13 protein-coding genes and 1 tRNA gene are annotated in these 21,336 nt (G+C 25.9%); 7 read left to right on the plus strand and 7 right to left on the minus strand.

The window, feature by feature from the left end; all coding sequences use genetic code 11:
• Positions 1–46 precede the first annotated feature (46 nt).
• Positions 47–119, minus strand: a tRNA-Phe gene (locus AB4W66_RS00095).
• 205 nt (positions 120–324) lie between these two features.
• On the opposite strand from AB4W66_RS00095, the gene AB4W66_RS00100 reads away from it, so the two are divergent.
• The 3 genes from AB4W66_RS00100 to efp all read left to right on the plus strand — a co-directional run bounded on the left by AB4W66_RS00100 (position 325) and on the right by efp (position 3,165).
• Positions 325–618: a co-chaperone GroES gene (locus tag AB4W66_RS00100; RefSeq protein ID WP_367674877.1), complete on the plus strand. Its 294-nt coding sequence runs from the start codon at positions 325–327 to the stop codon at positions 616–618.
• Between the two features lie 53 nt (positions 619–671).
• Entirely contained in the window at positions 672–2,315 is a 1,644-nt protein-coding gene (gene groL, locus AB4W66_RS00105) for a chaperonin GroEL (protein ID WP_367674878.1), read from the plus strand.
• A 280-nt stretch (positions 2,316–2,595) separates the two neighbouring features.
• Positions 2,596–3,165, plus strand: coding sequence for an elongation factor P (gene efp / locus AB4W66_RS00110; protein WP_367674879.1), 570 nt, complete (start codon positions 2,596–2,598; stop codon positions 3,163–3,165).
• Between the two features lie 47 nt (positions 3,166–3,212).
• Here efp and dnaC read toward each other — a convergent pair whose 3' ends face one another.
• The 3 genes from dnaC to rsmD all read right to left on the minus strand — a co-directional run bounded on the left by dnaC (position 3,213) and on the right by rsmD (position 5,174).
• Positions 3,213–3,956, minus strand: coding sequence for a DNA replication protein DnaC (gene dnaC, locus AB4W66_RS00115; RefSeq protein WP_367674880.1), 744 nt, complete (start codon positions 3,954–3,956; stop codon positions 3,213–3,215).
• Between the two features lie 4 nt (positions 3,957–3,960).
• On the minus strand, positions 3,961–4,515 hold the full coding sequence (locus AB4W66_RS00120) for a DnaT-like ssDNA-binding domain-containing protein (RefSeq protein WP_367674881.1): 555 nt from the start codon (positions 4,513–4,515) through the stop codon (positions 3,961–3,963).
• Positions 4,516–4,622: 107 nt separating this feature from the next.
• On the minus strand, positions 4,623–5,174 hold the full coding sequence (gene rsmD / locus AB4W66_RS00125) for a 16S rRNA (guanine(966)-N(2))-methyltransferase RsmD (protein ID WP_367674882.1): 552 nt from the start codon (positions 5,172–5,174) through the stop codon (positions 4,623–4,625).
• Between the two features lie 135 nt (positions 5,175–5,309).
• On the opposite strand from rsmD, the gene ftsY reads away from it, so the two are divergent.
• The 4 genes from ftsY to metE all read left to right on the plus strand — a co-directional run bounded on the left by ftsY (position 5,310) and on the right by metE (position 10,906).
• Entirely contained in the window at positions 5,310–6,449 is a 1,140-nt protein-coding gene (gene ftsY, locus AB4W66_RS00130; protein WP_367674883.1) for a signal recognition particle-docking protein FtsY, read from the plus strand.
• Positions 6,450–6,630: 181 nt separating this feature from the next.
• Positions 6,631–7,488, plus strand: coding sequence for an RNA polymerase sigma factor RpoH (gene rpoH / locus AB4W66_RS00135; protein ID WP_367674884.1), 858 nt, complete (start codon positions 6,631–6,633; stop codon positions 7,486–7,488).
• A 226-nt stretch (positions 7,489–7,714) separates the two neighbouring features.
• The gene (locus AB4W66_RS00140; RefSeq protein WP_367674885.1) at positions 7,715–8,518 is read left to right on the plus strand and encodes a Cof-type HAD-IIB family hydrolase; all 804 of its coding nucleotides are present in this window, start codon (positions 7,715–7,717) and stop codon (positions 8,516–8,518) included.
• 108 nt (positions 8,519–8,626) lie between these two features.
• Positions 8,627–10,906 carry a 5-methyltetrahydropteroyltriglutamate--homocysteine S-methyltransferase gene (gene metE, locus AB4W66_RS00145; protein WP_367674886.1) on the plus strand — a complete coding sequence of 760 codons (2,280 nt, stop codon included), beginning with the start codon at positions 8,627–8,629 and terminating at the stop codon, positions 10,904–10,906.
• 308 nt (positions 10,907–11,214) lie between these two features.
• Here the strand turns inward: metE and purH are convergent, their stop codons facing one another.
• The 3 genes from purH to rpoB form a co-directional block, all read right to left on the minus strand.
• Positions 11,215–12,807, minus strand: coding sequence for a bifunctional phosphoribosylaminoimidazolecarboxamide formyltransferase/IMP cyclohydrolase (gene purH, locus AB4W66_RS00150; RefSeq protein WP_367674887.1), 1,593 nt, complete (start codon positions 12,805–12,807; stop codon positions 11,215–11,217).
• Between the two features lie 143 nt (positions 12,808–12,950).
• Complete coding sequence (gene rpoC, locus AB4W66_RS00155) at positions 12,951–17,198, minus strand: DNA-directed RNA polymerase subunit beta' (RefSeq protein ID WP_367674888.1); 4,248 nt, start codon at positions 17,196–17,198, stop codon at positions 12,951–12,953.
• A gap of 98 nt (positions 17,199–17,296) precedes the next feature.
• Complete coding sequence (gene rpoB / locus AB4W66_RS00160; RefSeq protein WP_367674889.1) at positions 17,297–21,328, minus strand: DNA-directed RNA polymerase subunit beta; 4,032 nt, start codon at positions 21,326–21,328, stop codon at positions 17,297–17,299.
• Positions 21,329–21,336 lie beyond the last annotated feature (8 nt).

Here is a 21,336-nt window from a genome sequence, read left to right on the forward strand (position 1 = left end):
TTTTTTGAAAATTTAAATTTATATCATTTTAAAAAAAACTATTTTTTGCCCGAAGGCGGAATTGAACCACCGACACGGGGATTTTCAGTCCCCTGCTCTACCGACTGAGCTATTCGGGCTTTTTTTAAAATTAGAGACAGTAATATTTAATCATTAAATTTAAATTAAAGTCAATTATTTTTTTTAAATTTAAAAAAAAAAATATATAAGTCTTGAAAGTTTACTAAACTATCCATATATCTGAAATTGTGGAATTATTTGTTTTTATTTTAAAAATATTGATTTTTGTAAGATATTAATTTTTTAAATATGGAGAATTATTTGATGAAAATTCGTCCGTTACACGATCGAGTGATAATTAAACGTCAAGAATCTGAATCTAAGTCAGCAGGAGGAATTGTATTAACAGGTTCAGCTGCAGGGAAATCGACTCGCGGAACTGTTTTAGCAGTAGGAAACGGTAGAATTCTGGACAATGGTAGTGTAAAATCACTTGATGTAAAAGTAGGTGATGTTGTTATATTTAATGAAGGTTATGGTGCAAAAACAGAAAAAATGGATCATGAAGAAGTTTTAATTTTAACTGAAAGCGACATTTTGGCGATTGTTGAAGAATAAAAATAATCAATAATCTAGTTTTTTTTAACTTAAAAGAATTAAAGGAATGTCAAATGGCAGCGAAAGACGTAAAATTTGGTAATGAAGCTAGAGTTAAAATGCTTCGTGGAGTAAATGTATTAGCTGATGCTGTAAAAGTAACTTTAGGACCGAAAGGAAGAAATGTAGTACTAGATAAGTCTTTTGGAGCTCCTAGTATTACTAAGGATGGAGTTTCTGTAGCTAGAGAAATTGAATTAGAAGATAAGTTTGAGAACATGGGTGCTCAAATGGTTAAGGAAGTAGCATCTAAAGCTAACGATGTTGCAGGAGATGGAACAACAACAGCAACTTTATTAGCGCAAGCAATTGTAAATGAAGGATTAAAAGCAGTTGCTGCTGGAATGAACCCGATGGATTTAAAAAGAGGAATTGATAAAGCTGTTATTCATGCAGTTTCAGAATTAAAAAAATTATCAGTTCCATGTTCAGATTCAAAAGCAATTACTCAAGTAGGAACCATTTCGGCTAATGCAGATGAAACAGTTGGAAGTTTAATTTCTGAAGCAATGGAAAAAGTTGGGAACGATGGAGTGATTACAGTTGAAGAGGGAACTGGACTAGAAGATGAATTAGAAGTAGTAAAAGGAATGCAATTTGATAGAGGGTATTTATCTCCTTATTTTATTAACAAACCAGAAACTGGAATAGTAGAATTAGAAAATCCATATATTTTAATGGTTGATAAAAAAATCTCTAGTATTAGAGAGTTATTACCTATATTAGAGTCTGTTGCTAAATCTAGTAAACCACTTTTAATTATTTCAGAAGATTTAGAAGGAGAAGCTTTAGCTACTTTAGTAGTAAATTCAATGCGAGGAATTGTTAAAGTAGCAGCTGTAAAAGCTCCTGGATTTGGAGATAGAAGAAAATCTATGTTGCAAGATATTTCTATTTTAACAGCTGGTACTTTAATTTCTGAAGAATTAGCTATGGATTTGGAAAAATCTACTTTAGAAGATTTAGGGCAAGCAAAAAGAGTTGTTATAACTAAAGATACTACAACTATTATTGATGGTTCTGGTTCTAAAAAAGATATAAAAAATAGAATTGCACAAATTAGACAACAAATACAAGAATCTACTTCTGACTATGATAAAGAAAAATTGAATGAAAGATTAGCTAAGTTATCTGGTGGTGTAGCTGTATTGAAGGTAGGTGCTGCTACTGAAGTAGAAATGAAAGAAAAGAAAGCTAGAGTTGAAGATGCTTTACATGCAACTAGAGCTGCTGTTGAAGAAGGTGTAGTTCCTGGTGGTGGTGTAGCTTTAGTAAGGGTAGCTCAAAAAATATCAAAAATTCTTGGTCAAAATGAAGATCAGAATGTAGGTATTAGAGTTGCATTAAGAGCAATGGAAGCTCCATTACGTCAAATTGTTTCTAATTCAGGTGAAGAACCTTCTGTAGTTACAAATAATGTTAAAGATGGAGTTGGAAATTATGGATATAATGCAGCTACTGATGAATATGGAGACATGATAAAATTTGGTATACTTGATCCTACTAAGGTTACTAGATCGGCTCTACAATATGCTGGTTCTGTAGCAGGTTTAATGATTACAACTGAATGTATGGTTACTGATTTACCAAAAGAAGAAAAATCTGACTTGAATATGCCTTCTCAAGGAGGAATGGGCGGTATGGGTGGAATGATGTAACCTTTATTAATTGATAAGTAATAAAATAAATAAAATTTAAATTACTTATAATTAAAAGAATGTTTTCTTGTTTTCCAGGTTGTTTTTTTATATATTTTTTTATATGATGGCAACCTGGATTTTTATTTTTTTATAAAATTTTTTATTAAAAACATTTTTTTTATTTTTCTATATTTATAATTATTTTTTAATAAAAATTTTATATAGATTTAATTATACTATATAATATAGTTTTTATATAAACGTTTAAATATTTCTATTTATTGATGTTAGGAAAATAATGAAATCTGTAAATAGTAATTTTAAAGTAGGATCAAAAGTTATTTTTGAAGGAGAGCCTTATTTGATCGAATCTAGTGAATTTATAAAGCCAGGAAAGGGACAAGCTTTTGTTCGTGTAAAATTTAGAAGATTATTAACAGGACAATTATTAGACAAAACTTTTAAAGCAACTGATTCTTCTTTAGAACTTGCTGATGTTATAGAAATTAATTTAATTTATTTGTATAATGATGGTTATTTTTGGTATTTTATGAATGAAAAAAATTTTGAGCAATTTTTAGTTGAAAAAAAAATTTTGATGAATCAGTTAAAATGGTTGATTGAACAAAATTCTTATTTAACTACTTTGTGGAATAATAAAATTATATCAATAATACCTAATAATTTTATTAAATTGAAAGTTATTGAAACAGAACAATTTAAAAAAGGTGATATATTTGGTTCTGGGGAAAAGATTGCTGTTTTAGAAAATAAAATTAAAATAAAAGTTCCATTATTTATTTCAATAGGAGATTTTATTAAAGTTGATACTAGAAGTTCTTTATATATATCTAGAATAAAAAAATAATAAATTAACTGTTTTTTTTAATAGTTATTTAAAAAAAATTATTTTATTTAAAATTCATTTCCTGTAATATATTTTCTGTAACTATCCCATTCAAAAGTAAGCCATAAACTATTTCCTAAACGCATTCTATCAATTACTCTTTCTCCAAGTAATTTTGTCATTTCTTTATGATCTAAATTAGACAACATTCCTGTAGATCTTTTAGATGATGATCTTCTATCTACAATTTGATTTATTATTACTTTTTCATAACGTGATTCTGTTTGCATTCCAATTTCGTCAATCATTAGTAAGTCAACAGTACTAAGGGTGTTTATTAATTTTTCTTCTGTTGTTCGACTAGAATTATTAAAAGTATTTTTCATATTAGACATTAGATCAGCTACTGTAACTATTAAAACAGTTTTTCCATGTAAAATTAAATAGTTCCCAATAGCTGATGCTAGATGGTTTTTTCCAGTACCTGGTCGTCCTGAAAAAATAAAACTTGCAATATTAGAATTAAATTCTTCTGCATATTTTTTTGCAGATTTTACTACTTTTCTATGTCCTTCGTGTTGAATTTGATAGTTGTCAAAAGAACAGTTAATATATAATTCTCTTATACCAGAATTTCCTAGTATTTTTTCCATTTTTGTTGCTTTATTTTCTCTAATTATAGATTGAGAAAATTTTTTTCCTTCTTTCTGATTCCAAGATAAGAGTTCTTTTTCATTTTTAAATTTTGGTTGTATACGATTTGGAATTAATTGTTTTAGTTTTTTTAGTATTTTCGAATGATAATTTTTCATTATGTTATTTTCCTCTGAATCCTTCTGGAATAATTGAATCAGGATTGGGTAATTTATTTATATCTCTTTTTTTATTTTTTTTAAAATCAAAGCGCCTGGTTTGTTGTAAACTTCTAGCTAATTTTTGTTGCCATTGTATATGGTGAAATATTCTATTTTCAGCTTTCCAATATGATATAAATAAAGCTAATTCACTTTTTTTTGGATATTGATTTAAATTAATACCCCATAAAGAAGATTTTTTTAAGAAATCTTTATCTGGAGTCCATGATTTATACATGAGGAATTTTCCACATTGTTTTTCTTGTATTTGTGTTTTTTTTTTTTCTATTTTTTTTAAAAATAATAAATTTGAGGAATTTATATTTAATTGTGTTTCTTTATAAGCAGTTTCAATTGCTAGAAATCTTTTTAGTAATATAGGATTAATGAGATATACAACTGGTAAATTATTATTTGATATTTCTAATATTTGATTTTTTTCTTGTCTTATATTTTTAATTGGGTTTTTTAGAAAATTGTTCAAAGAGATACTTTCTATTTTTTTTTTATTAGTCATATTGATTATTTTTATTTTAGTTGAATATATATAAAATATACTATTTAATATATTTATTTTCTTGAATTAATGAATAAAAGAATTAAGATTGTTTATCTTATTATAAATTAAGTATAAAACATTATTTTTTTTTTTTTTTTTTTTAGTTTCCATGTTTTTGGAATAAAAATCTCTTTGTTGTTTTTTTCCATTTCAATATAGATTATTGAATTATTTTCTAGAAAATTATTTTTTTCTAGTAAAAAGATTGTTTTTTCCACCATTTTTTTCTTAAATGGAGGATCAATAAAAACAATATTAAAATAAAAGTTTCTTTTTTTTTTTAGCCAAATTAAAGTATCACAGGTAATAAATTTAATTTTATTTGAGATTTTTAGTCTTTTTGAATTTTTTCTAGTTAAGAGAATATTTTTTTTATTTTTTTCTAAAGCTATTACAGAACTTGCTCCTTGTGAGATAGCTTCAATTGATAGTGCACCACTACCAGAAAAACAATCTAAACAATTTGATTTTTTTATTTTTGGACGTATCCAATTAAATAATGTTTCTCTCATATAGTTTGTTGTTGGTTTTACATTGATTAATTTGTTTGTAAATAATATACTTCCTTTTAAATCTCCTCCGATAATTCGAATTTTTTTATTATTTTTTTTTTTCATTTTTAGTTTTTTTTATTAATAAATTGATAAAGATTTATTTAGTTAATTTTAAATGAAAATTATTTTTTTAAAATAAGTATTTTTTATAAAAAATATTGAATTTGTAAAGTAATTTTTTAAAAAGGATTATATTTTATGTCTAAAGATAAAAAAATAGGAATTTTTTCTTTTTTCCGTTCTAAAAATAAATTGGTTAATTCCATTTTAAAAAATAAAAAAAAAAAAGATTCCGTTATTAATGAAAAAAAAATATTAAACAAAGAAGACAAAAATAGAGTTTCTTTAATTATAAATCAAAAAGAAAAAAATCAAAAAGGATTTATTTCAAAAGATGTTAAAAAAACTTTTTTTTTTCGTTTGAAAGAAAAGTTATATAAAACAAGTGAGAAGTTTTCAAAAGGTTTTAAAAAAATTTTTTTTAAACAAGAAATTAATAACTCTATTCTAGATAGCTTAGAAGAACAATTATTAATTTCAGATATAAGTATTAAAACTACAAATTATATTATTGATAGTATTCGAAAAAATGTAAAAAAAGAAGATTGGAATAATTCAAATATTGTGTATGAACGACTGAAACAAACAATGAGTTTTATTTTAAAAAAAGTTGAAAGTCCTTATTTTTTAGAAAAAATAAAAAATCCACTTATTATTTTAGTAGTTGGAGTAAATGGAGTTGGTAAAACTACAACGATAGGAAAGTTATCGGTAAAGTATAAAAAGATTGGTAAATCTGTAGCAATAGTAGCTGGAGATACTTTTCGTGCAGCTGCATTAGAACAATTGGAAGAACTAGGAAATATGTATGATATTCCGATTATTTCTTCTTTTAATTCCAAGCATAAAGATCCTTCTTCTATTGTTTTTCATGCAATGAAGATTGCTAAAACTAAAAATATTGATGTTTTAATTATCGATACAGCTGGAAGATTACAAAATAAATTAAATTTAATGGAAGAATTAAAGAAAGTAGTTCGTGTTATTAAGAAGAATATTTCTGTTTCTGATGTATTTGAAATAATATTAGTAGTTGATGCAACTATAGGACAAAATGCTATTTTACAAGTAAAAATTTTTAATGAATTTTTAGGAGTTACTAGCTTAATAGTTTCTAAATTAGATGGATCTACAAAAGGTGGAATAATTTTTTCTATAGCTCATGTATTTTCGATACCAATTAGATATATTGGAGTTGGTGAAAAATCATTAGATCTATTTGTTTTTCGCAGTTTTGATTTTATAGATATGTTATTCAAAAAATATAAATCGAAATAGTTTTTACTTTTAAAAAGTATATCAATAATTGGTTTAAAAACATAGAAAATACATTTTATTTTTATATGTGTTATTATGTTTTAAAAAATACATTAGTTTTTTTTTAAAAAATATATTTTTTATAAATACTGTTTTTAATTTTTATTTTTTTTAAATGTTTTAAATTTAAACGAGGAATAGAATGTTAGACAGCACAAAAAAGTTATCAATAATTTCTTTAGGTAATTTAGATTCTTATATTAGATCTGTTAATTCTAGTCCGATGTTATCTTTAGAAGAAGAACAAATTCTTTCTAAAAAATTATATTTTGAAGGAGATTTAGATGCTGCGAAAATTTTAATTTTATCTCATTTGAGATTTGTAATTCATATTGCTAGAAGTTATTCTGGTTATGGATTATCTCGTTCTGATTTAATTCAAGAAGGAAATATTGGATTAATGAAGTCAGTTCGTAGATTTAATCCTAAAATTGGAGTTCGTTTAGTTTCTTTTGCAGTTCATTGGATAAAATCAGAAATACATGAATATGTACTTAAAAATTGGAGAATTGTAAAAGTTGCAACTACAAAAGCACAAAGAAAGTTATTTTTTAATTTAAGAAAAAATAAAAAGAGATTAGGTTGGTTTAATCAGGAAGAGATAAAAATTGTTGCTAATGAGTTAAAAGTAAGTATACAAGATGTAAAAGAAATGGAATCAAGAATGTCAGCTCAAGATGTAACATTTAATTTAATTTCTGAAGGATCAGACAATGAAAATAGAATAAAATCAAGAAATTCTCATTTTAAAGATAATTCTTCAGATTTCGCAACTTTGTTGGAATTAAATAATTGGAAAGAACATGCTACTTTTAAATTGAATAACGCTATTCTACAATTAGATGAAAGAAGTAGAAATATAATTAATTCAAGATGGTTAAATAGTAATAAAAAAAATACTTTACAAGAAATAGCTAACAGTTATGGAATATCTGCTGAGAGAGTAAGACAATTGGAAAAAAATGCTATGAAAAAATTAAGAATAGCAATTGAATCATAATAAGTATTTAAATTTAAAAAAAATATAATAATTATAAAATATAATTAATAGTTAATATTTTTTTTATTTATTTGAGAACTCAAATTTTAAATATTTAAATAAATAAAAAAAATTATTTAATTTATAAAAAATTATTTTATTTAATTTTTTCTAAATTTTAAATAACATATATTTTGTATGGTGTTTTTATTTTAACAAATTAAATATTTAATTTTTTTGAGGATTTATGTACAAAGTTGTAATTTCTGATTTGGACGGAACACTTTTTAATTCGAAATATAAAATTACTAATTATACGAAGAAAATTATACACTTATTAGTTTCTAAAGGAATTAAATTTATAATTGCTACTGGTAGACATTATATAGATTTAATCGATTTAAAAAATATGTTGAATTTAAATTCTTATCTAATAACTTCTAATGGATCTAGAATTTATGATTTAAAAGGGGATTTAATATTTGATTCATTTTTAGAAAATAATGTAGTTGATTCATTATTGAAAATAAAAAAAAATGATGAAGAAATAACTACTCAAGTATATACTAATAATAGTTGGTATATTAATTCTAATAAATATAATAATAATTTTTGTAAAAAATTATCGTTAAAATACAAGTTTTTAGATTTTTTTACTTTTTCTTTCAATAAAGTCAATAAAATTTTTTTTACTTCTTCTAATATTAGGAAATTGAAGAATTTAAAAAAAGAAATAACTTTTTTATGGGGTGACAAAAGAAAAATAAATATTTTTTTTTCTTTTCCTGAATGTTTGGAAATAGTTCCATACGAAGTTTCTAAAGGAAAATCTCTGATTTTTATATCAAAACTTTTAGATATTTCTACAAAAAATTTTATTTCTTTTGGAGATGGAATGAATGATAAAGATATGTTAGAAATTTCAGGAAAAGGTTGTATTATGGGAAATGCTGATTCAAAGTTAAAAAAAGAACTTAATTTAATGGAAATAATTGGCACAAATGAACAAGATGGTGTTGCTAGTTATTTAAATTCTTTATTTTCTTTATAATATTTTTTTAGAAGTTTTTTTGTTTTAAAAATCTTATTTGGTGTTTTATTCATATATAAAAATATATATTTTTACATGAAATAAATATATTTATAAGGAATTTTAAAAATGTCTATTTTGAGTCACATTCTTGGGTTTCCCAGGATCGGTTTAAATCGTGAATTAAAAAAAGGACAAGAAAGTTATTGGAAGAAAGAAATTTCTTATAGTGATTTAAAAAAAGTAGGTTTCAAGTTACGTAATAAAAACTGGTTAGAACAAAAAAAGTTGGGTCTTGATTTTATAACAGTCGGTGATTTTGCATGGTATGACCATGTTTTAACTATGAGTATGATTTTAGGAAATGTTCCTAAACGATATAAAGAAGAAAATTATAAAAAAAAAAGGAAATTGGATCTTCTTTTTTCTATTGCAAGAGGTAGTATAAAAAACGGTAAATCTATTCCTGCTTCAGATATGACTAAATGGTTTAACACTAATTATCATTATATAGTACCAGAATTCTTTAAAAATCAAAAATTTTTTTTAGGTTGGAATCAATTATTTGATGAAGTAGAAGAAGCTTTATTGTTAAATAGTAGAGTTAAAGTTGTTTTAATAGGCCCTATAACATATTTGTGGTTAGGAAAAACCAAGGATAGAAATTTTAATAAGTTGGATTTATTAAAATCGATATTGACTATATACAAAGAAATTTTTATAAGATTAAAAAATCTTGGTGTTGATTGGGTTCAAATAGATGAACCTATATTAGCATATGAATTGTCAGAAACATGGAAACAGTCTTTTTCTATTGCATATGAGTATTTGAGTGGAATCAATAATTTATTATTAACAACTTATTTTGGTGATATTTCTCATAATTTAGATTTTATCATAAAATTACCGGTTGAAGGTTTGCATGTTGATTTGATATATGGTCAATATGATTTAAATATATTGAATTCATTAATTCCTAAAAGTTGGGTTCTTTCTTTAGGAATTATTAATGGAAGAAATATTTGGAAATCAAATTTATTAAAATGGTTTGACGTTTTAAATTCAATGATTAAAAGTAGAGATAATACATGGATTTCTTCTTCTTGTTCGTTATTACATGTTCCTATTGACGTAACGGTAGAAAAAAAAATGGAATTAGAGTTAAAAAATTGTTTTTCTTTTGCAATACAAAAATGTAAAGAAATATGTTTATTATCTAAATCATTAAATACTGGATTAAATATTGAAATAAAAAAATGGTACGATCCTATTTTAAATAGAAATATAAAAAGTAGAAACAAAAACATTTCTTTTTATAAAAAAATAAAAATATTTCCAGAAGATTTAAAAAGAAATAGTTCATACAACATTCGTTATAATATTCAAAAATTAAAATTAAAAATCCCTATTCTACCTACAACCACTATTGGTTCTTTTCCTCAAACTAAAGATATAAGGAAATTGCGTTTTGATTTTAAAAATAAGCTTATAAGTAATGAACAGTATGAAAAAGAAATTTGTAAAAATATTAAATATATAATAAGCGAACAGGAAAAATTGAATTTAGATATATTAGTTCATGGAGAACCAGAAAGAAATGATATGGTTGAGTATTTTGGAGAAAAATTAGAAGGTTTTGTTTTTACTGAGAATGGTTGGGTTCAAAGCTATGGTTCTCGATGTGTTAAACCGCCAATAATTGTAAATGATATTAAAAGAAAAGAAAGTATTACTGTAAAATGGACTGTTTTTGCACAATCATTAACTAAAAAGATTGTAAAAGGAATGTTAACTGGACCTGTAACTATATTACTATGGTCTTTTTTTAGAGAAGATTTGTCTAAGGAAGAAATTTGCAATCAAATAGCGTTAGCTTTACGAGAAGAAGTTTTAGATTTAGAAAGTTCTGGAATAAAAATTATACAAATTGATGAACCTGCATTACGAGAAGGATTGCCTTTACGTAAAACTGATTGGAAAAATTATTTATCTTGGTCTATTAATTCATTTCGTTTAGTTTCTTCTTCAGTAAAAGATCAAACACAAATTCACACACATATGTGTTATTGTGAATTTAATGAAATAATGCCATCAATAGTAAATTTAGACGCTGATGTAATTACTATTGAAACTGCTAGATCAGACATGGAATTGTTAGATTTTTTTAAAAAATTTAAATATCCTAATTCTATAGGACCGGGAGTTTATGATATTCATTCTCCCAATATACCTACTATAGATTCGATAGAGAAACTTTTAAGGAAAGCATTAAAGACTATTCCTGTGCATCAATTATGGGTAAATCCTGATTGTGGATTAAAAACTAGAAGTTGGAAAGAGACAAGAATTTCTTTAAAAAATATGGTAGAAGCAGTTGAACGAGTTAGATATAACTTAATCCCAAGATAATTATTATCTTTTTTTATTTTTATAAAACATATCTTGTTTATAACAAGATGCTTTTTAAAAGAGCATCTTGTCTTTTAGAAAAAAAAGTTATTATTTGTCTTTAAAAGAAATATTGTTAAAAAAATTTATATATAAATATATGTATTAAAATAAATCTTTTAGAAAGATTTATTTTTTTTAATATTGATTATTAATTTTTTTATATTAGTAGTATTGAATATTTTTTAGTGATTTTGATTTTATTAAATTTTTATGCATTATATATTTATAATATTTAAAATATTGACTAAAAATTTTTTAAGTTAATACTAATGTTTAAAGCAACGTTTGTCTGTAAATAACATTATCATATTATTTTTGTTTGCAGTTGATATTATTTCTTTATCACGAATTGATCCTCCTGGTTGTATTATACATTTAATTCCAATTTTAGCTGCTAATTCTATACTATCTTTGAATGGAAAAAATGCATCGGAAGCAATTGTAGCTCCTTGGGTATCTAGTTTATTTTCGAATGCTTTTAATTTAGATATTTTAGTTGCAAATATTCTACTAGTTTGTCCAGAACCAATTCCAATGGTTTTTTTATTTTTTGCGATAATTATTGCATTAGATTTGACATATTTTACAACTTTCCAAGCAAATATTGCGTCTTTTATTTCTTTTTTTGTTTTTAATTTTCTATTAGTTACTATTTTCCAGTGTTTTTCTTCATCATTATTTTTGAATAAAAAATTATCTTTTTCTTGAATTAATACTCCTCCAAGAATTGATTTATAATCTAAATTAGAAACTAAATTTCCTTTATAATTTGAAATAAATATTATTATATTTTCTTTTTTATTAAATACTCTTAAAGCATTTTTGGTAATTATAGGAGCTATAATTACTTCAACAAATTGATTTTTTATAATTTTGTTAGCAACTGATTCATTTATTTTAGAATTAAATGCAATAACTCCTCCAAATGCAGAAATAGGATCGCATTGATAGGACGCGATGTATGATTCAATTGCTGATTTGCTTTCGCATACTCCACATGGAATCGAATGTTTAATAATAGCACAAGCTGGATTTTTAAAATTTTGAACACAATTCCAAGCTATTTCTAAATCAAGAATGTTATTATACGATATTTTTTTTCCTTGTAATTGTTTAGATTTTTCAAAGATGTTATTTTTATCTTTTTCTTCTATATAAAAAGCTGATTTTTGATGAGGGTTTTCTCCATATCTTAATTGATTTTTTTTTATTAGATTTATTTTTATTTTTTTTGGGAATTTGTTTTTGTTTTCGTTTTTTTTTGTTTTTTCTAAAAAATAGTTAGAAATTAAACAATCATAATTTGAAGTATATGCATAAGCTTTTTGTGCTAATTTTATTTTTTTTTCTAAGGAGATGGATTCTATTTTTTTTGTATCTATTATTTTAATGATTTTTTTATAATCTTTAGGTGATATTACAACTAATACTTCAGAACAATTTTTAGCAGCAGCTCTAATAAGAGAGACACCACCGATATCAATGTATTCAATTAATTCAGAAAAATTGTTTTTTAATGTTTTGTATTTTTCAAAAAAAGGATATAAATTTACTATAACTAAATTAATTTTATTAATTCCATAAAGTTTCATAGTATCAGTGTCTTTTTTTTTTCTTCCTAAAATTCCTCCAAAAATTTTTGGATGCATGCTTTTTATTCTTCCATTCATTATTTCAGGAAATTCAATATATTTAGATACTGATGTTACTGGAATATTATTTTTTTTTAAAAATTTTGTTGTTCCTTCTGTAGCTATGATTTTAAAATTTCTTTTAATAAGAGACTTTGAAAATTGTATTATTCCAGAAGTATCGTATACACTAATTAATGCTCTTCGTATTTTTTTATTTTTTTTCATTTTTTATTATTATTTTTGATATTCTAATTAATTTTATTTCATAAATAAAAAAATAATTTTTTATTTTTTTATTTAAAGGAAAATAAGAAAAAGAAATTAAATAATATATCTCCTTTACATTTATTGTGTTTTAAATAGTTTTTTTATTTTTTTGTATGTATTTTAGTATTAGCATTGAGTAACTCGGATAAATTAGCTGATGCTTCTTCGACACTGATGGAATGAGAAAAACCGATATTATTTTTGATTTTATTTTCATTTATTTTTTTTTGTCGATTTAATCTTTTTTTATGATATGCATATCCAGTTCCGGCAGGAATTAAACGGCCTACGATAACGTTTTCTTTTAATCCTTTTAGTTCGTCTCTTTTCCCGGCTACAGCAGCTTCTGTTAGTATTCTTGTAGTTTCTTGGAAAGAAGCAGCTGATATAAATGAATCGGTAGCTAAAGAAGCTTTAGTAATACCTAAAAGATCTCTGGAAAATATTGAAATATTTTTTTTTTGTTCTTTTAGATTAGTGTTAGAAATTTTTATTTTTGAATATTCTACTTGTTCTCCATCTAAAAAATCAGAATCTCCTTTATTAATTAAAGTAGCTTTTCGTAACATTTGTCTTATTATTACTTCAATATGTTTATCATTAATTTTTACTCCTTGAAGTCGATATACTTCTTGTACTTCATTTACTATATATTTAGTAACTGCTTGTACTCCTCTTAAACGAAGAATATCATGAGGTGATTCTGGTCCATCTGATATTACATCACCTTTTTCTACTCTTTCGCCTTCAAATACATTTAATTGCCTCCATTTTGGAATCATTTCTTCATATGGCTCGCAAGAATTTTGCGAAGATATTATTAGTCTTTTTTTTCCTTTTGTTTCTTTTCCAAATGAAATAATTCCACTTACTTCTGCTAGAATCGCTGGTTCTTTCGGTCTTCTTGCTTCGAATAAATCAGCTACTCTAGGCAATCCTCCTGTAATATCTTTTGTTCCTCCTGATTCTTGAGGAATTCTTGCTAAGGTGTCTCCTGAAAAAATTTTACTAAAATTTTCTATTTGTATAATACTTTTTCCAGGTAAAAAGTATTGTGCTGGTACTTCTGTTCCTGGTATTAAAACATCTTGATTATTAGCATCGATAATTTTTAAAGCTGGTCTTAAATCTTTTCCTATAGTGGTTCTTTCGGATGTATCTAGTATAATAATAGATGTTAGACCAGTTAATTCATCGGTTTGTCTGATAATACTTTGTCCATCTATCATATCAATAAATTTTACAATTCCACCCACTTCAGTTATAACTGGCATAGTGTGTGGATCCCATTGAGCAATTATATCTCCTGAATCGACAGTTTCCTTGTTTTTTTTATTCATTATTGAACCGTAAGGAATTTTGTAATTTTCTTTTGTTTTTCCATATTTATCAATTATACGTAATTCAACATTTCTAGAAATAATAACTAATTTTCCACTAGAATTTAGTACTGTTTTTGAATTTTTTAATTTTATTTTTCCTTTATTTTTTACTTGAATACATGATTCTGTTGCAACTCTTGATGCAGCCCCACCAATATGAAATGTTCTCATAGTTAATTGAGTACCAGGTTCACCTATAGATTGAGCAGCAATAACTCCAACAGCTTCTCCTTGATTTACAATTTTTCCTCTTGCAAGATCTCTTCCATAACAGTATGAACATACTCCGAAATTTGTTTCACAGTTAACAACTGATCTAACTTTTACATTATCTATCGAGTTTTTTTCTAATAGATCACACCATTTTTCATTAAGTAATGTATTTTTTGGTACTAAAATTTTATTAAAAGAATTAATTTCAAATATATTCTCAGTAGTTACTCGTCCTAGAACTCTTTCTCTTAGATCTTCTTTGATATCTCCTCTTTCTATAAGAGATGTCATCATTATTCCTTCTCTTGTTTTACAATCTTTTTCTGTTACTACTAGATCTTGAGCTACATCTACCAATCTTCTAGTTAAATATCCTGAATTTGCTGTTTTTAGTGCTGTATCAGCTAAACCTTTCCTTGCTCCATGAGTAGATATAAAATATTGAAGAACATTTAATCCTTCTCTAAAATTAGCAGTGATTGGTGTTTCAATAATTGATCCATCTGGTTTAGCCATTAACCCTCTCATTCCAGCAAGTTGTCTAATTTGAGCTGCAGAACCTCTTGCTCCTGAGTCAGCCATCATAAATATACTATTGAATGATTTTTGTTTTTTTTCTATTCCTAAATTATTAGCTATTGATTCTGTAGATAGGTTTTTCATCATAGCAGTAGCAACTCTTTCGTTAGCAGCTGCCCAAATATCAATAACTTTATTATATCTTTCTCCAGAAGTAACTAATCCAGATTGAAATTGTTCTTGTATTTCAACAACTTCGTTTTCTGCTTCTATAATTATTTCTGATTTTTTTGTTGGAATAACCATATCGTCAATTCCTACGGATGCTCCAGAACGTGTAGCATAGGAAAAACCGGTATACATAATTTGATCAGCTAATACAACAGTTTCTTTTCGCCCTAAAATTTGATAACAAGTATGTAAAATTTTTGAAATAGTTTTTTTTATTAATACTTGATTTATTATAGAATATGATAATCCTTTTGGGATTATCATCCATAGAATAGTTCTTCCTGCAGTAGTTTTTACTATTTTTTCTTTTTTAGTATATTGATTTTCTTTAGTCTTTTTATATTCGGATATTTTAACTATTATTTTTGAATGTAGTTCTACAAATCCTAAATGATAGGCTTTTTCAACTTCTTCTGGAGAACTAAACATCATTCCTTCACCTTTTCCGTGTATTTTAGATCGAGTCATATAGTACAATCCTAACACTACATCTTGAGATGGAACAATAATTGGTTCTCCATTAGCAGGAGATAAAATATTATTTGTAGACATCATTAATGCTTTAGATTCGAGTTGTGCTTCTAAAGTTAGAGGAATGTGCACAGCCATTTGATCACCATCAAAATCAGCATTATATGCAGCACATACTAATGGATGTAATTGTATTGCTTTTCCTTCTATTAAAATGGGTTCAAAAGCTTGAATCCCTAATCTATGTAGGGTAGGTGCTCGATTTAAAAGCACTGGATGTTCTTTAATTACTTCATCTAAAATATCCCAAACGACTGATTCTTCTCTTTCAACCATTTTTTTAGCTGATTTGATCGTCGTTGCTAATCCCCTTACTTCTAATTTTCCATATATGAATGGTTTAAATAGTTCTAATGCCATTTTTTTAGGCAAACCACATTGATGCAATCTTAAATATGGACCTACTGTTATTACTGATCGTCCGGAATAATCTACTCTTTTTCCTAAAAGATTTTGTCGAAATCGACCTTGTTTTCCTTTTATCATGTCTGATAAAGATTTTAGTGGTCTTTTATTAGATCCAGTTATTGCTCTTCCTCTTCTTCCATTATCTAACAGAGCATCAACTGATTCTTGAAGCATCCTTTTTTCATTTCTAACGATTATGTCAGGAGCTGACAAATCTAATAATCTTTTTAATCTATTGTTTCTATTAATAACTCTTCTATATAAATCGTTTAGATCAGAAGTTGCAAATCGACCACCATCTAGTGGAACTAATGGTCTTAAATCAGGTGGTAAAACAGGTAATACTGTGAGTATCATCCATTCTGGTTTATTATTTGATTGTATGAAAGACTCTAGTAGTTTTATTCTTTTAGTTAATTTTTTTCTTTTAGTTTCTGAATGTGTTTCATTAATTATATATCTTAATTTTTTACACTCTTTTTTTAAATGTATACTTTTTAGTAGTAATTGGATTGCTTCTGCACCCATTTTAGCTTCAAATTCATCTCCAAATTCTTCTAATGAATCTAAATATTGTTCTTCAGTTAAAATTTGTCCTGCATTTAAGTTAGTCATTCCTCCGTCTATTACTACATAAGATTCAAAATATAATACTCTTTCAATATCTCTTAACGGCATATCTAAAAGTAGTCCTATTCTTGAAGGTAAAGATTTTAAAAACCAAATATGAGCTGTAGGAGAAGATAATTCTATGTGACCCATTCGATCTCTTCTAACTTTGCTTTGTGTTACTTCTACACCACATTTTTCGCAAATTACTCCTCGATGTTTTAGTCTTTTATATTTTCCACATAAACATTCATAATCTTTAATTGGTCCAAATATTCTTGCACAGAATAACCCATCTCTTTCTGGTTTAAAAGTTCTATAATTAATTGTTTCTGGTTTTTTAACTTCTCCATAAGACCAAGAACGGATCATATCTGGAGATGCTAATTCAATTTTTATTGAATTAAATTCTTCTTTTTTAGTTTGTAATTTTAAAAATTTAAGTAAATCTTTCACTGATTATTTTCCATTTTAGTACAATTTAATAAGAATTTAGTCGTCATATTTTTTTAAATAAATAATAAATATTTATTTTATTTTTTTTAAAATAACTATTATTCGTCTTCTAATTCTATATTTATTCCTAAGGATCTTATTTCTTTTAAAAGAACATTAAAAGATTCAGGCATACCAGGTTCCATTTGATGATTACCATCTACTATATTTTTATACATTTTTGTTCTTCCATTAACATCATCAGATTTTACTGTTAACATTTCTTGTAAAGTATAAGAAGCTCCATAAGCTTCTAATGCCCATACTTCCATTTCTCCGAATCTTTGACCACCAAATTGGGCTTTACCACCTAATGGTTGTTGAGTTATTAAACTGTAGGATCCAGTAGAACGAGCATGCATCTTATCATCCACTAAGTGATTTAGTTTTAATACATACATATATCCTACTGTTACTGGTCTTTCAAATTTTTCTCCTGTTCTTCCATCAAATAGTGTAATTTGACCAGAAGTAGGAAGATCTGCTAATTTTAATAATTTTTTTATTTCATTTTCTTCAGCTCCATCGAATACTGGAGTTGCTATTGGAAGTCCGTTTTTTAAATTATTTGCAAGATTTAATACTTCTTCATCTGAAAAATTATTTAAATTTATTTTTTGACGTAAATTATTTCCAATGTCATAAGCATTTTGAATAAATTTACGTAATTTAATTATTTTATTATTATTTTTCAGCATTAGTTTAATTTTATTTCCTACTCCCTTAGCTGCTACACCTAAATGAGTTTCTAGTATTTGTCCAATATTCATTCTTGAAGGAACACCTAAAGGATTTAGAATTATATCAATTTCATCTCCATTTTTATCGTATGGCATGTCTTCTATTGGATTAATTTTTGATATTACTCCTTTATTTCCATGTCTTCCTGCCATTTTATCTCCAGTTTGAACTTGTCTTTTTACAGCTAGATAAACTTTTACTATTTTTAGTATTCCAGGTGCTAGTTCGTCTCCCTGAGTTATTTTCTTTCTTTTTATTTCAATTTTTTTTTCAAATTTATTTTTTATTTTTTTATATTGTTCAAATAATTGAAATATCTTGTTTTGATTTTTTTTGTTTTTGATTGGTATTAATAACCATTTTTCCTTAGGTTTTTTTTTGAGTTCTGTTTCATCTATATCTGTTTGAATAAATAGATTTTTTATTTTTTTAAAAATAGCTGTTTCTAATATTTTTAATTCTTCAGAAATGTCTTTTTTTGTTTGTTGGATTTGCATTTCTTCAATTTGCAAGGTTCTTTTGTCTTTTTTTACTCCATCTCTTGTAAAAATTTGTATGTCTATTACAGTACCAAAAACTCCATTAGGAACTCTTAAAGAAGAGTCTTTGACATCTGATGCTTTTTCTCCAAATATAGCTCTTAGTAGTTTTTCTTCAGGAGTGAGTTGAGTTTCTCCTTTTGGGGTTACTTTTCCTACTAGAATATCTCCTCCAGTGACTTCAGCTCCAATATAAACAATTCCTGATTCATCTAGTTTAGATAAAGCATTTTCTCCTACGTTGGGTATATCTGATGTTATTTCTTCAATTCCCAATTTAGTATCTCTTGCAATACAAGAGAGTTCTTGAATGTGTATTGTAGTAAAACGATCTTTTTGAACTATTTTTTCAGATATTAAAATTGAGTCTTCAAAGTTATATCCGTTCCATGGCATAAATGCTACTCTCATATTTTGTCCTAGAGATAGCTCTCCTAAATCAGTAGAAGAACCGTCAGCTAAAACATCTCCTATTTTTATATTTTCTCCATGTTTAACACAAGGTGTTTGATTTATACAGGTATTTTGATTAGATCGAGTGTATTTTGTTAAATTATAAATATCAATTCCTGATTCACTAAGGCTGGTTTCTTGATCGTTGACTTTTACTACTATTCTAGATGCATCTACAAATTGAATCTTTCCACTTCTTTTTGCAACTACAGCTATTCCTGAATCGACTGCTACTGATCTTTCCATTCCTGTTCCTACTAGAGGTTTTTCTGCTTTTAAGGTAGGAACAGCTTGTCTTTGCATATTAGCTCCCATTAAAGCTCTATTAGCATCATCGTGTTCTAAAAATGGTATTAAAGAGGCTCCTACTGAAACTATTTGTTGATTGGAAACATCCATATAGTTAATTTTAGTATAATTAAATAAACCTGATTCCCCTTTGTGTCTGCATGTAACTAATTCTTCTGAAATTTTACCTTTTTGATCGAAATTAGTATTTGCTTGTGCAATAATAAAATTCCCTTCTTCGATTGCAGAAAGATAATCTATTTGTTTTGTTACTATTCCATTTAAAACCTTTATATAAGGAGTTTCTAGAAAACCATAATCGTTTGTTTTTGCATATACTGATAAAGAATTTATTAATCCTATATTAGGTCCTTCCGGTGTTTCTATTGGGCAAACTCTTCCATAATGAGTAGGATGTACGTCCCTTACTTCGAATCCAGCTCTTTCTCTTGTTAAACCTCCTGAACCTAAAGCTGAAATTCTTCTCTTATGTGTTATTTCTGCAAGTGGATTATTTTGATCCATAAATTGAGATAATTGGCTTGATCCAAAGAACTCTTTAATAGCAGCAGAAATAGGTTTTGCATTAATTACATCTTGTGGCATTAAAGTATCTAAATCACTAACAGATAGTCTTTCTTTTACTGATCTTTCAACTCTAATCAATCCCAATCTAAATTGATTTTCTGTCATTTCTCCAACAGATCTAATTCTTCTGTTTCCTAAATGGTCGATATCATCTATTTCTCCTCTTCCATTTCTAATAGATATTAATTTTTTAATTACCTCAACTATATCTTTTTTACTTAAAACGTTATCTCCTTCTTTATTTTTTCTAAGTAAAGAGCGATTAAATTTCATTCTTCCAACGGAAGATAAATCGTATTTTTCTTCAGTAAAAAATAAATTTTGAAATAATTGTTCAGCTGCTTCTTTTGTTGGTGGTTCTCCAGGTCTCATCATTCGGTAAATTTCTACTAATGCACTAAGTCTGTCATGGCTAGGATCAATTCTTAGTGTTTCAGAGATATATGGACCGTGATCTAAATCGTTGGTAAAAATTGTTTCTATTTTTTTGAAGTTAGACTGTATAAGTTTTTCAATTAATTCTATTGATAAAATATCATTTGCTTTAATGATAATTTTTTTTGAAATAGGTTCTAAATAATCTTTAGAAACAACTCTTCCAATTAAATATTCAACAGGAACGTTAATAACGTTAATATTGTTTTTTTTTAATTCATAGATATTTTTAGCGGTAATTCTTCTACCTTTTTCTACGTATATTTTTGATTTTTTTTTAATATCAAAAGAAGCGGTTTCACCTCTTAATCGTTCTGGAATTAATTCCATTGAGATATTATTTATATTAGATATGTGATAAGTAGTTTTTTCAAAAAAAATATTTAGGATATCTTCAATTTTATAGTTTATTGCTTTTAATAGTATTGTAGCAGGAAGTTTTCTTCTTCTATCAATTCTAACAAACAAATAATCTTTAGGATCGAATTCAAAATCTATCCAAGAACCTCTATATGGAATAATTCTTGCGTTATATAATACTTTTCCTGAAGAATGCGTTTTACCTTTATCGCTGTCGAAGAAAACTCCTGGACTTCTATGCAATTGAGATACTACAACTCTTTCTGTTCCATTAATAACAAACGTTCCGTTTTCTGTCATTAAAGGTATTTCACCCATATATACTTCTTGTTCTTTGATATCTCTGATAGTAGAATTCAAAGCTTCTCTTTCATAGATTAGTAATCTTAATTTAACACGTAATGGAGCTGAAAAAGTCGCTCCTCTAATTTTACATTCCTTTACTTCAAATATTGATTTTCCTAAAGTATAATCAACAAATTGTAACTCTGTATTTCCACTATAGCTTTTAATAGGAAAGATTGATTGGAAAGCAGATTCTAAACCAGATTTTTTATTTTTTGTTTTTTCGATGAATTTTTTAAATGAATCTAGTTGAATCGATAATAAATATGGTAAATCTAAAAGTTTAGGTCTTTTTCCGAAATCTTTTCTAATTCTTTTTTTTTCGGTGTTGGAGTAAATCATAAGATTCT

It is taken from the genome of Buchnera aphidicola (Tetraneura ulmi), assembly GCF_964058925.1.
In the GTDB taxonomy this organism is placed as follows: domain Bacteria; phylum Pseudomonadota; class Gammaproteobacteria; order Enterobacterales; family Enterobacteriaceae; genus Buchnera_D; species Buchnera_D aphidicola_B.